This window comes from Pseudomonas paraversuta (assembly GCF_904067025.1).
GTDB lineage: Bacteria > Pseudomonadota > Gammaproteobacteria > Pseudomonadales > Pseudomonadaceae > Aquipseudomonas > Aquipseudomonas paraversuta.
This window is the reverse complement of sequence record NZ_CAJFDA010000001.1, coordinates 2,121,121-2,134,169: the sequence shown is the minus strand read 5'-3', so window position 1 is coordinate 2,134,169 and position 13,049 is coordinate 2,121,121. Positions and strand designations below refer to the sequence as shown.

At 59.5% G+C, this 13,049-nt stretch carries 10 protein-coding genes and 1 riboswitch; of the genes, 4 read left to right on the top strand and 6 right to left on the bottom strand.

The genetic code is table 11. The features are described 5' to 3' along the window. The first annotated feature begins 46 nt into the window (after positions 1-46). Positions 47-219, top strand: a riboswitch (yybP-ykoY riboswitch). Between the two features lie 7 nt (positions 220-226). Then, positions 227-796: a manganese efflux pump MntP gene (gene mntP / locus JQ848_RS09835; RefSeq protein WP_003444846.1), complete on the top strand. Its 570-nt coding sequence runs from the start codon at positions 227-229 to the stop codon at positions 794-796. Positions 797-844: 48 nt separating this feature from the next. On the opposite strand, the gene JQ848_RS09830 is transcribed toward mntP, so the two are convergent. Both JQ848_RS09830 and JQ848_RS09825 read right to left on the bottom strand, forming a co-directional pair. Beyond that, entirely contained in the window at positions 845-2,029 is a 1,185-nt protein-coding gene (locus JQ848_RS09830; protein ID WP_003444849.1) for a sugar transporter, read from the bottom strand. 1,350 nt (positions 2,030-3,379) lie between these two features. Beyond that, the gene (locus JQ848_RS09825; RefSeq protein ID WP_202210555.1) at positions 3,380-4,519 is read right to left on the bottom strand and encodes a metallophosphoesterase; all 1,140 of its coding nucleotides are present in this window, start codon (positions 4,517-4,519) and stop codon (positions 3,380-3,382) included. Positions 4,520-4,798: 279 nt separating this feature from the next. Between JQ848_RS09825 and JQ848_RS09820 the strand changes: the two genes are divergently transcribed. Both JQ848_RS09820 and JQ848_RS09815 read left to right on the top strand, forming a co-directional pair. Next, on the top strand, positions 4,799-5,857 hold the full coding sequence (locus tag JQ848_RS09820; protein WP_202210554.1) for an aromatic ring-hydroxylating oxygenase subunit alpha: 1,059 nt from the start codon (positions 4,799-4,801) through the stop codon (positions 5,855-5,857). A 59-nt stretch (positions 5,858-5,916) separates the two neighbouring features. After that, complete coding sequence (locus JQ848_RS09815; protein WP_202210553.1) at positions 5,917-6,867, top strand: PDR/VanB family oxidoreductase; 951 nt, start codon at positions 5,917-5,919, stop codon at positions 6,865-6,867. Between the two features lie 2 nt (positions 6,868-6,869). Here the strand turns inward: JQ848_RS09815 and JQ848_RS09810 are convergent, their stop codons facing one another. The 3 genes from JQ848_RS09810 to JQ848_RS09800 form a co-directional block, all read right to left on the bottom strand. Further along, positions 6,870-7,583 (bottom strand): GntR family transcriptional regulator, encoded by a 714-nt coding sequence (locus JQ848_RS09810; protein ID WP_003444865.1) that lies wholly within the window; start codon positions 7,581-7,583, stop codon positions 6,870-6,872. A 120-nt stretch (positions 7,584-7,703) separates the two neighbouring features. Then, positions 7,704-8,930, bottom strand: a complete 1,227-nt coding sequence (locus JQ848_RS09805) for an OprD family porin (RefSeq protein ID WP_003444861.1) — start codon at positions 8,928-8,930, stop codon at positions 7,704-7,706. A gap of 159 nt (positions 8,931-9,089) precedes the next feature. Further along, a complete protein-coding gene (locus tag JQ848_RS09800) occupies positions 9,090-10,421 on the bottom strand; it encodes an MFS transporter (protein ID WP_003444860.1) in 1,332 nt (443 codons plus the stop codon). Between the two features lie 599 nt (positions 10,422-11,020). Between JQ848_RS09800 and JQ848_RS09795 the strand changes: the two genes are divergently transcribed. Then, positions 11,021-12,262, top strand: a complete 1,242-nt coding sequence (locus tag JQ848_RS09795) for an MFS transporter (protein ID WP_202210552.1) — start codon at positions 11,021-11,023, stop codon at positions 12,260-12,262. Here JQ848_RS09795 and JQ848_RS09790 read toward each other — a convergent pair. Next, positions 12,180-13,049 carry a sugar phosphate isomerase/epimerase family protein gene (locus tag JQ848_RS09790; RefSeq protein ID WP_127197086.1) on the bottom strand — a complete coding sequence of 290 codons (870 nt, stop codon included), beginning with the start codon at positions 13,047-13,049 and terminating at the stop codon, positions 12,180-12,182. The genes JQ848_RS09795 and JQ848_RS09790 overlap by 83 nt on opposite strands.

Genomic DNA, 13,049 nt, shown 5'->3' with positions numbered 1-13,049 from the left:
CAAGGGCAATCAAGGATTTCACCTTTTTTTCACATGCAGCTGCTATCCTGCGCGCCTCTTTGGGGAGTAGCTGGCCGTCACGCTTGTGGCGGCGCTCTGGTCAACATTCTCGGCAACCTGCCGTGGCCATGGCATCCGTCTGGATTTGCGAGACCAACGACATACCTGTGCTGAAGTCGGGCGCACAGTGTTATGCCGTTGTCTTGAGCCCGACTGGATAATAAACATGAACCCGATTGCCCTGATTCTCCTCGCTTTCGCCATGTCGACAGATGCCTTCGCGGCAGCCATCGGCAAAGGCTCCAGTCTGCACAAACCGCGTTTCACAGAAGCCCTGCGCACCGGCCTTATCTTCGGCGTGATTGAAGCCATCACCCCCGTAATCGGCTGGGCCATCGGCAACGCCGCCAGCAGCTATGTCACCCAATGGGATCACTGGATCGCCTTCACCCTGTTGCTGGGTCTGGGTCTGTACATGATCTACAACGGGGTCAAGCCCGATGAGGAAGAAGCCGAAGAGAAACCGTCGCAGCACTCATTCTGGATTCTGGTGATCACCGCCATCGCCACCAGCATTGACGCGCTGGCGGTCGGGGTTGGCCTGGCATTTGTCGACGTGAATATCTGGATGGCCGCCGCGGCCATTGGTCTGGCCACCATGACCATGGTGATCATCGGCACCATGTTGGGGCGAGCACTCGGCAGTCTGGTGGGCAAGCGTGCGGAAATCGTCGGCGGCGTGGTGCTGATTATCGTGGGTGCAACGATCCTCTATGAACACCTGAGCGCCGTTTAAATCCTCACCGGTATCTGACGCAGGGGCTGCGTCAGATACCGGCATTGCTCAGCCCGGCGTGACCGAGCGGCTGATCCGATACAGTGACCAGCTGTACAACGCCAGCGCCAGGCCTGCCAGCGCACCGCCCACCAGGCCGATCCAGGCAAAGCCCAGATGGCCACCGACATAACTACCCAGCAGCGCACCGCCACCGATACCGATGTTGTAAATTCCCGAAAACATCGCCATCGCCACGTCTGTCGCATCTGGCGCCAGGGTCAGCACCTTGGACTGCAACGCCAGGCCGAAGCCCATGATCGCCATGCCCCAGAAAATGCTCAGCACTCCCAGGGACTCAATCCAGCCGCTGGCAGGCAGCAGCAGCAACAGGCAAAGCGTCAGCAAAGCCACAGCACCGAGCAAGAATCGCTGCGGGTTGTGCTTGTGGAACCAGCTGAAACACAGGGAGCCAATGATCCCTGCGCCACCGAACAGCAACAGGACCAACGTCACCATACTGCCACTCATGCCCGCTACGCCCTGAACAAAGGGTTCGATGTAGCTATAGGCCGTGAACTGCGCAGTCACTACCACTGCCGTCAGCACATAGATCGCCACCAGCGCCGGACGCTTGAACAGAATCGGCAGGCTTCTGAGCGAGCCCGAGTTCTGGCTTGGCAGCAGGGGCAATGTGCGGGTCAACCACAACACCAGCAACCCGGCCAGCCCGGCAATCACGATAAACGTGGTGCGCCAGCCCATGGCCTCACCCAGTAAACGACCGAGGGGCACACCCAGCACCATTGCCAGCGAGGTACCGGTGGCCAGCAAACCCAGGGCCTGAACCTGCTTGCCCTCGGGTGCCAGACGCACGGCCAGGGAGGCGGTAATTGACCAGAACAGGGCGTGAGACAACGCTACCCCTATTCGGCTGAGTAATAAAATGCCGAAGTTGGTGGCCAGGCTCGACAGCACATGACTGAGGATAAACAGCCCGAACAGCACCAGCAGCAACTTGCGGCGTTCCACGTTGCGGGTCAGCAGCATGATCGGCAGCGAAGCCAGGGACACCACCCAGGCATAAATGGTGAGCATCAGCCCGACGCTGGCGGTGGTCATGTCGAAGCTGGCGCCAATTGCGCTCAGCAGCCCGACCGGGACAAATTCGGTGGTATTGAACACGAACGCGGCCAGAGCCAGTGCGATGACCGGTTGCCAGTTTGCGCGGGATGCAGAAGTGGGGTTGCTCATTTAAGGGGTGAACTACTCGCTAGCGATGGTATGACAGGTTCAGGATCCGGTCTTGCTGATGCTCCTTGTTGTATGCACAACAGGTGCCATCTGAAAGCGTCGGGGCTGAACCAACGGGGCGGCATTCTATAGACTTCTGTGATGCCGGTTGGAGCACATTGAAATACCCCCCCGGGACATTTGGCCGCACCCCCAGGGGTGCGGCCACGTTCAAGATCAAGGTTAGGTGCTGGGGCCAGTTTTTGCTTTTTGCTTTTAAAGCAGATGCCTCTGCCGCCACTCGATAGTCGGTGCAACGCAGACGCCCATCACAGGAGGCCGAACGCAGGTGCTGTTGTGGGGGTGGCGAGGCAGGACGCCGAGCCAGCCGTGCCGGGCCATGGATGGCCCGTCACGGCGTGCCCCCACAACAGCGCCGGAGTGAGGGCACCGGGCGAGCCTGGGCGAGCTCGGCCGTATGGTAGGGCGCAGACTTTTTGGTTCCTTTTGGGGCGTTTGCCAAAAGGGACTCGCTGTAAGAGCGAAACCGATATTTCAGTTAAACCCCTGTAACGGATATGTACGCGGTACTGCAGTTAAAACTGAGCGTACATATCCGTTCTATGTATCACGGCTTTTTACGGGTTTCGCCCTTACGGCGAGTCCCTTTTGTCAAACAGCCACAAAAGGAGCCAAAAAGGCCTTGCCCCAGCGTACGGCCTTCGCTGCGCTCAGGTTCCCTCGCTCCGGTCCCGCTCCGTGGCCACGCCGTGACGGGCCATCCATGGCCCAACACGGCTCTCCCGGCATCCATGCCGGGAGGACCACTACACAGAACCTCCTCTCGGCCTCCCGAAGGGGCCAGTAGATCAAGATCAAAAACAAATCAAAAGCAGATCAAAAGCAGATCAAAAGCAGATCAAAAGCAGATCAAAAGCAGATCAAAAACGACCTTGTAGTCGCTGTTTTGCTTTTTGCTTTTAAAAACAAGGCCCCTGCCGCCACTGGATAGTCGGAACGACGCGCATGCCCATCACAGAAGGCCGAACGCAGGTGCTGTTTTGGGGGTGGCGAGGCAGGACGCCGAGCCAGCCGTGCCGGGCCATGGATGGCCCGTCACGGCGTGCCCCCACAACAGCGCCGGAGTGAGGGCACCGGGCGAGCCTAGGCGAGCTCGGCCGTATGGTAGGGCGCAGACCTTTTGGTTCCTTTTGGGGCGTTTGCCAAAAGGGACTCGCCGTAAGGGCGAAATCTATATTTCAGTTAAACGCCTGTAATGGATATGTACCCGGTAGATCTATAGATCCCACCGCGTACATATCCGTTTGATGTATCACGGCTCTCTACGAGTTTCCCTGCGCTCAGGCTCCCTCACTCCGGCTGCACCTTCGGTGCACGCAATACGATCTCGGTGATTTCCGATGGCCGCCCCAGTCGAACCGGGAAACCATTCCACAAACCCGTGCCGTTACTCACATACAACTGCATGCCGGCCACTGCATACAGCCCCGAGACGAAGCCTTCGTTAGCCCACTTAGCAATCAGATGCGGACCCAGTATTTGCCCGCCATGGGTGTGCCCCGACAGTTGCAGGTCAACGCCCTGCCCCGCGTTGAGCAGTGCACCGCCCGGGCGATGGCTGAGCAATATGACCGGATCACCCGCCGGAGCGCCTTTGAGGGCCTTGATGATGTCCGGCTCCGGCAACTTGAACGGTTGCGCCGCTTTGTCGGTGACCCCGGCCAGTACCAGATCGCGCCCGTTATGGGTGATCAGCACATGCTCGTTGAGCAGCATATGCAAACCAAGATGCTCAAAGGCCGGCAGCCAGTGCACGTAGTCGACGTAGTACTCGTGGTTACCCGGGATGGCAAACACACCATAACGTGCCCGCAGATCCTTGAGCGGCTGTACGTCATCGACCCTGGCCCGGGGCGAACCGTCCACCAGGTCGCCGGTGATCAGGATCAGGTCCGGTTTCAGTGCATTGGTTTTGTCCACCACGGCCTGGAGCCAAGGAGCCTGCAACAACCGGCTGGCATGCAGGTCGGTGAGCTGCACAATGCGCAACCCGTCGAGCTCTGCAGGCAGACGTGGCAAAACGATCTCCATGGTTTTGACGTCCGGCACACGAATCGCCTGCCACACACCCACAGCCGACAGGCCCGTGCTGATCAGGCCAAGGGCAATCCCCAGGCGACTGCCGCCCAGCAAGACCCGCCCGGTTCTACCCCGCAGGGCCCAGACCACAATGCCGAGCAGATCCCGGATCAACAGCAGCAGCGCCAGCAGTATCAGGCTGGCAAATGCCCACCCCAACACCACAAGCACCTGACCCGGCACCTCGGGGGACGCCATGCTGCCAAAGAAGGTACGGGTGACAAGGTGGTGCTCGGCGATCAACAGCAGCAGAACACCCAGCCCGATCTTGCCCGCCCGGCCCACGGAGAGCGGCCGGACAAAGCGCCAGATCACATAAAGAGCAATGCTCGCGGTGATGAGATGAAACATGTTTCCCCCTGCCATAAGCCTGTACGTCTGACTCACGCACTCTGGCGCAGGAGAGACCGATTTGCACGCGAGCCTGACAACCCGGTCGCAGCAGTGCAAACGGCAATGCTTACAGAATGTATCCAAGGCCTGAATATCGCCCAATGGATCCATTAAAGCTCAATACTTCAATTAACCGTTCGATAATCGGCTATTAACGCCAAACAACATTGACCACACAGGCACAGCTGATTACTAATGGATCCATAAAATCAATAACACCTGATTTGGAGATTGGTCATGTACCCAAAAAACACCTGGTACGTCGCGTGCACCCCAGATGAAATTGCCGACAAACCCCTGGGTCGGCAGATTTGCGGTGAAAAAATCGTCTTCTATCGCGCCCAGGAAAACCGGGTCGCCGCGGTCGAGGACTTTTGCCCCCATCGCGGCGCTCCGCTGTCTTTGGGCTATGTCGATAACGGCAATCTGGTATGTGGCTATCACGGCCTGGTCATGGGCTGCGACGGCAAGACCGTGGAGATGCCAGGGCAGCGGGTTCGCGGTTTTCCGTGCAACAAAACCTACGCCGTGGTTGAGCGCTATGGCTTTATCTGGGTCTGGCCCGGCGACCAGGACCTGGCCGACCCCGCACTGATCCATCATCTGGAATGGGCGGTTAGCGATGAATGGGCCTACGGCGGCGGGCTGTTTCATATCAATTGCGATTATCGCCTGATGATCGACAACCTGATGGACCTGACTCACGAGACCTACGTCCACGCTTCCAGCATCGGCCAGAAAGAAATCGACGAAGTTGCCCCAACCACCACCGTCGAAGGCCACGAGGTGGTCACTGCGCGGCACATGGAAAACATCATGCCCCCGCCCTTCTGGCGCATGGCATTGCGCGGTAATAACCTGGCCGACGACGTGCTGGTGGATCGCTGGCAGATCTGCCGCTTTTCACCGCCCAGCCATGTCTTGATTGAAGTGGGCGTGGCCCATGCGGGCAAAGGCGGCTATCACGCAGCCCCCGAGTTCAAGGCGTCGAGCATCGTGGTCGACTTCATCACCCCCGAAACCGAAACCTCGATCTGGTACTTCTGGGGCATGGCGCGCAATTTCAACCCCCAGGACCAGGCCCTCACCGATACGATCCGCGAAGGTCAGGGGCAGATCTTCAGCGAAGACCTGGAGATGCTCGAGCGCCAGCAACAAAACCTGCTGGACCATCCACACCGCGCCCTGCTCAAACTCAATATCGACTCGGGCGGTGTGCAGTCACGCCGGGTACTGGAGCGCATCATCGCCAGCGAACGCTCCCCCGAACCGCAACTGATCGCCAGCGCACAGTAACAACCCGCGCACGGCAGCCGCTGCCGTGCCAGCCTCCCCCATAAGAACAAGGAACCGGCATGATTGATGTGGTGGTGATTTCACGCAAAAACGAAGCGCAGGACATCTGCAGCTATGAGTTGGCCAGTATCGATGACTGCGCCCTGCCCGGGTTCAGCGCCGGCGCACATATTGATGTGCATCTGCCCGGCGGGCTGATCCGTCAGTACTCCCTGTGCAACCATCCCGACGAGCGCCATCGCTATGTGATCGGCGTGCTCAAGGACCCGGCTTCACGGGGCGGCTCGCAAAGCCTGCACGAACAGATCAAGCCCGGCGACCGCCTGCGCATCAGCGAGCCGCGCAATTTGTTCGCACTGACCCACGATGCCCGCCGCAGCCTGCTGTTCGCCGGCGGGATCGGGATTACCCCGATTCTGTGCATGGCCGAGCGCCTGGCCCATAGCGGTGCAGATTTCGAACTGCATTACTGCGCACGCTCCAGTGCTCGCGCCGCCTTTGTTGAGCGCCTGCGCAATTCGCCTTTCGCTGACCGGGTGTTTCTGCACTTCGACGAACAGCCCGAAACCGCCCTGAACGCCGCCCGGGTACTGACCGACCCACAACTCGACACCCACCTCTATGTATGCGGCCCGGGAGGCTTCATGCAGCACATTCTGGACAGCGCCCGGGCCCAGGGCTGGGAGGAAGCGGCGCTACACCGCGAGTACTTCGCTGCAGCACCGATGGACAGCAGCAACGACGGCAGTTTTTCCGTCAAGCTGGGCAGCAGCGGCCAGGTATTCGAGATTCCAGCCGACAAAACCGTGGTCCAGGTTCTGGAAAGCCATGGCATCGACATCCCCATGTCTTGCGAACAGGGTGTCTGCGGAACCTGCCTGACCCGTGTACTTGAAGGTGTACCGGATCACCGCGACATGTTCCTCACCGAGCAGGAGCAAGCCTGCAACGATCAGTTCACACCCTGCTGCTCACGCTCGAAATCGCCGCTGCTGGTGCTGGATATCTGAACTCAGTCCGGGCGGTGAATCACTTTCATCCGCTCACTGGCCACCGCCGAGCCAAATATTTCGGCATAACGCAAAGTTGCGTTGGCGTGCTCGCGCATGATGGCTTCGGCGCGGGCACCCTGGCCACTGACCAGGGCATCGAACACCGAGTGGTGCTGCATGTGCGCGTAGTTGAAACGCCGGTACTCGCGCACCATGTCCTTGCGATCGACCGCCAGCGCGGTCACCGAAGCAAATGGCAAGTGATCATTGCGCGCCAGCGCATCGGCAATCGCCGGGTTATGGCTACCCTCGATGATCACCTGATGAAAACGCATGTTCAGATCGTGATAGATCTCAAGATCGTCCTCGGTCACAAAGCCCTTGTCGAACAGCTCATCGCCTTGCATCAGGCACAGCTCGAGGACTTTGCGCCCTTCGGCCGACAACCCGCGCTCGGCAGTCTGACGGGCCGCCAACCCTTCCAGCACACCGCGCACCTCTACCGCGCCGGCAATATCATCGGCACTCACCGAGCGCACCTGAAAGCCGCGACCGCCAAAACGCACCAGCAAGCCTTCCTGCTCCAGGGTGCGAAACGCCATGCGCACCGGCATCCGGGACACACCGAACAATTCAGCGGTAGGGATTTCCATCAGGCGCTCGCCCGCGGCAAGCTCGCCTGAGGCAATCATTTTGCGCAGTGCGATCAGCACTAATTGACCGGGCTTGCTCATCCAGACAACTTCCAGAAAACAGGGGCGGCCATAGTAACAGGCACATCCAAAAACCCGTAGGAGCGAGCTTTGCGTGATCAAGAGCTCGCGAGCAAGCTCGCTCCTACGGGCCTGTCGAGGCTATATCGACAATGGATAACTCACGATCACCCGGGTCTGGTCAAAGTCGCTGTTGAAGCTGCGCCGGTTGGTGGCATTGTTGATGCGCAGGCCGAGGTTTTTCAGGGTACCGCTCTGAAAGGTGTAACTGACCTCGGTATCACGTTCCCACTCCTTGCCGTTGGTGCCTTGCTTGGTGGTGGCGTTGTCACCATGTCCATAACGAACCATGGCCAGCAACCCCGGCACTCCCAGTGCGGCAAAGTTGTAGTCATAGCGCGCCTGCCAGGAACGTTCGTCGGCATTACTGAAGTTACCGTTGAACATATCGTTGCCCAGGGTACGGCCACTGCTGCCGTACACCGACATCCAGCCGGTGTCGCCACTCACCCGCTGCAAGCCCAGATACAAGGTATGGCCGCCGGTTGCTGCCGAAAACAGGCCATAGGCCGTGTGGCTGCTGACCTTACCGATGCGGGCGCTGCCATCATCCTTGTCAATGAAGTAACCAAGATTGGCCCCCAGCACCCAGTCGCCGACCGGTTGCTTGTGCAGCAGATTGAAATAGCTTTGCTGGTAGATATCTTCCAGCTGCGAATGCCACAGCCCCACCTGGGTGCGCTGCTGATTGAAACGGTACTCGGCACCCGCGTAATTGAAGCGGTCGGAGGTTACCCCCGGCGCAGCCCAGGCCGAAAGATCCTGCATATCCGAAGAGTTGCGCAAGCTGACAGATCGGTACTGACCCGCCTGCAACCCCAGCCCTTCGATCTCTTTGGAGACCAGCATGGCACCGCGGAAAGTCTGCGGCAGCAGGCGGCCATCGTCGTAGCGCAACAGCGGAACATCCGGCAGCAGCTCACCGAGCTTCAACTCCGTAGCGGAAAAGCGCGCTTTCGCCGCAACCCCGGCACGGCCGAAATTGTCAGCGGCGCGACCGTCATCGTGTACCGGCAGCAATTCCGAACCGCTGGCCAGCCGGCTGCTGTCCAGCTTGACCCCGAACATGGCTATCCCCTCCAGACCAAAGCCCACCGGCCCCGGGGTGTAGCCCGAGTTGAACTTGAGAATAAAACCCTGCGCCCACTCATCCACCTTGCTTTTAGTGGCGCCCGGATCACGGAAGTCACGGTTGAAATAGTAATTGCGCAGCAGCAAGTCGGTGCTCGACCCTTCAAAGAAACCCTCTTGCTGCGCCAGTGCCGAGGCGCAAAAGCTCAACGAGAGCAAGCCAGTCATCATCTTCATTATTATTGTTCTCCGATTATCGGGCGCAGCCGCTCCCCGCAGCTGATACAGCCCGCCCGTTTTAATTGTTATTTGAATCTGCAGGAACGAGCTTGCCTCGCGATCTTTTCAATCGCACAGGGCTCGCGAGACAAGCCCGCTCCTACAGGCGGAACATGATCAGGCCGACGCCAGCACCGGCTGTGCCTGCGCGGACGATGGCTTGAGCAGCAACAGACAGCCCGCCGCGACCACAAATACGATGGCAAACACTCCATACAAGTGCAGCGGCTGCCAGCCGGCATCCAGCAAAAACCCGGCAGCGATTGGCGACACAATGGCGCCGATACGACCGATCCCGATGCCCCAGCCCACCCCCGTCGCCCGTACGGAGGCGTCATACACCACCGGCGACAGTGCATACAGGCCAGCCACACAGCCGTTGGAAAACATCCCGATCAGCAAGCCCAACCCCAGGGCAGCCATCACCGAAGACGCCGAGCCGACAAACAGCACCAGCAAACCGGCGGTAATCAGCATGAACAGCGACAGTACACGGGCCAGCGGCCAGCGCGATGACAAGCCGCCAATCAATGCCGCACCGAAGATGCCGCCAACACTCAGCAGTACGCCCCCGGTAATCCCCTGTTGCGCGGAAAGCCCGGCCGACACCAGCAACTTGGGGGTCCAGCTCATCACAAAGTAGAAACCGAACATCACCAGGAAGAACAACAGCCAGATCACCAGCGTGGTGCGACGCATTGCAGGTGCCAGCAGTGCACCCAGGGCATTGCGGTTGCCGGACGGGCTTGCGACCAGCGGTGGCATTTGACTCAGGGGCGGCTGCCCCAGACGCCGGGCCAGACGGTTGATCCGTTGCAAGGCGGTTGCCGGACGACGCGCCAGCAGAAAATCCAGCGACTCGGGCAGCCACAACAGCACCAGCGGAATCACCGCAAAGGTGACCAGCCCGCCGAATACAAACACCGAGCGCCAGCCCCAATGGGTCAGTAACCAGACTGCCAGCAAGCCACCCAGCGTTGCCCCAAGGGCATACCCGGTGGACTGCAGGCTGACCGCCAGGCCGCGCCAGCGCTTGCTCGCATATTCACTGGCAATCACGTTGCTGCTCGCCAGAATCCCGCCAATCCCGAGCCCGGTGAGACCGCGCAACAAAGCCAGTTGCAGCGGACTCTGACTCATGGCTGAAAGCAGCATGCCGCTGCCCGAGATCACCAGGCACAACAGGATCAAAGGTCGACGACCGATGCGGTCAGCCCAGGGCGCGATAAACAAGGAACCTGCGGCCATACCGAACAAACCGGCACTGAGCAGCAAGCCGATCTGCGCACCGTTGAGTGCCCACTCGGCCGATACCGAAGCCGCTGTGAACGCCATCACCAGCACGTCGAACCCGTCAATCATGTTCAACACAATGCAAATACCGATCGCGAGCAACTGAAAGCGACTCATCGGGCCGTTATCCACGGCGGTTTTCAACTCCATGGACATGGCTGTGCCTCCGTGTCGCCAAAGACCGGAACCACGCAAAAAACGGTAGTGCACACAGACGTAAAGTCAGCAGAACTCAGGCAGTTCTGCGCCCTGGATAAGCCATTCATGACGAGACCCTTTTTTTGTAGTTTTGATGGGTGACGTTCAGGAGGGGCCCTGCAATCACCTGGCGCTAGTCAACCCGTTAATGGATCCACAGGCAATATGAGGGGACAGTGCAAGGACCGGATATCCTTAAGGGGAGTGGCCTTAATGCGATACATGAATCGATTTTTTATTTGTTAATCAATAGGTTGAATAAATACAAAGTCTTCACTATTAGCGTGCGATTATCGACCAATCTCCTTGCGCCCCGGGGCCGAGGGCGATATTTCCAGGTATTCGGCTATCGGTCCCGAGCCATTGGATCCACTAAACCTCAATCACGGGTTCCATCGCAGCCGCAAAAGACGCTCTCAGGGTTGAAGAAACACGCTTTGTTTAATGCTTCGCGATGTCAGGATCCAAAGGTTTGCAACACGACCTGGTGCTGTTGCCTGCTATTAAGCTTCGACGCTCACGTACAACAAAAACCGAACCCCCGAGGAACCCCCTGAATGCCATCCACTGCATCTGCCGCTGCAACGCCAACCCGGGGTGTGTTCGGTCTTTTCTGCCTGGGCAGTTACCTGTTATCGGTGTCTTACGGCACCACCTTCTTGCTGGCCATGGTGCTCAGCGCGCACGGGGGCAGCGAGTCCGACGCCGGCACGATCATTTCGGTGGCCATGCTCAGCACCTTTGCTGCGGTGATTTTTTCCGGGCACCTGACTGATTTGTTCGGCGCGCCCAAAGCCATTGCCGCCGGCGCACTACTGCTGGCCGCAGCGTGCCTGGGCTTCGCCACGGTCCCGACATTTGGCGCTGCGGTGCTGGTATCCGGTTTGCTGCTGGGCTTTGGCTGGGGGGTGTTTTACACCCTGGGCCCGATCATCGTGGCCATGATGATTGAACCCGCGCGCCGGGTTAAATACTTCGCCCTGCTGTCAGGCAGCATGATGAGCGGGATCGGTAGCGGTCCACTGGTCGGACGCGCTGGCGAGGCAATGGGCTATCCGGTGGAATCGGCGTTTGTGGTGGCTACCGTCGCCAGCCTTCTGGGCGGCCTGGTATTTGTGTTGCTCGGCCCGAACATAAAACACCAGAGCGCCACTGTCGGCCCCGTCAGTGTATGCAAAATCACCCTGCCGGCCGCGCGTCTGGTACTGCGTTCAAAGGCTGTATGGGCGATTGTCATGGTCGGCCTGGGCGGTGCGATCTTCGGCGGGCTCTCGAGTTTTCAAACCTCTTACGCCAGTCTCATGCAGCTGGACTATTCGCTGTTTTTCCTGGGATTCATGGGCGCGGCCATTTCCTGCCGGCTGTTGATCGCAGGCTTTATCGTCAGGCGCGACCCCTACGTGATGGCCTGCATCCTCACGGCCATGATCGTAGCCTCGGTGTTGATGTTCATGTTCTGCGTCAATTCGGCCAGCACTTATTTGTTGGCCGCGATGACCCTGGGTGTGGGTTACGGCCTGACCTACTCGGTGATCAATGGCCAGGCTGCCAATGAAGCGCCCCCCGGGCACACGGCGCAGTCACTGGTGCTGTTCAGCCTGGCTTATTTTGTCGGAGTGTTCGGGTTTCCATGGCTGGCCGGGCACGTGATCGTCAACTACGGCATCCCTGCCCTGCTGTCGATCATTCTGCTGATCGCCCTGTGCAACTGGTCGATTACCCTGGGCCGGTTGCTGTGGCGGCGCCTGTCTCGGAACGCTTGTGGCAGTCCTGCCAAACCTCGCGCATCAACGCCTTGAGCATCAGGGCTTCGTCCCAGCGATCACTGATGTCACGCCCGTCTGCACCGGTGATGGCATAGGGCGGCGGGCCCAGTTCACAGGTGAAGGACAGGCTTGGGGGCGTGTCCGGGCGGGCCAGCCAGTCCTCTATCCCGTATTGCCACCAGCCCACAAAGCGCTGCAACCAGGGCTGATGCCGGGCAAAGCTGATGGGCACCTGCACCTGTTCGCTACAGGCGACACGGCCGTGAAAGCCCCAACTGTTTCGCAAAATGGTGTGGATCATGGCGTCGTCCTCGGCGCTGGCCTGCAGCGGCAACTCACGGCCGACCACGTAGTGGGACAAGTCAGCCAGCAACTTGAGGTCGGGCATCTCGGCCAGCAGATCCAGGGTAAAAAACAGGTCATTGGTCAGTCGATAGCGATGGGTTTCCAGCAGCACCGCAAAGTCCACCTGTTCGGCCAGCCGCTGCCAGCCTTCGGCCAGTTTCACCGCCTGAGACAGGCTGCGCGGCCGCACATCAGCCTGTAGCGTCAGGTGATGGCAGCCGTATTGGGTGGCCACGTCCAGTGCGGCCGCCAGATCATCCACCGATTGTGGAAACACCTGACCTTCGATCTGCAGCCCCCGGGCACTGGCGGCGCGGTGCAGGCGTGCAGCAGGCTGGGGCAGCCAAAAGTGATCGGTGACCCCGTCAAACCCGGCGGCCGCTATTTTATCCAGCTGGGCTTCCAGGGGCTGGTCGCATTGGCCGTTGTGATCCTGCATGGCCCAGAGTGACTGAAACACCAGAAATTCACGCAT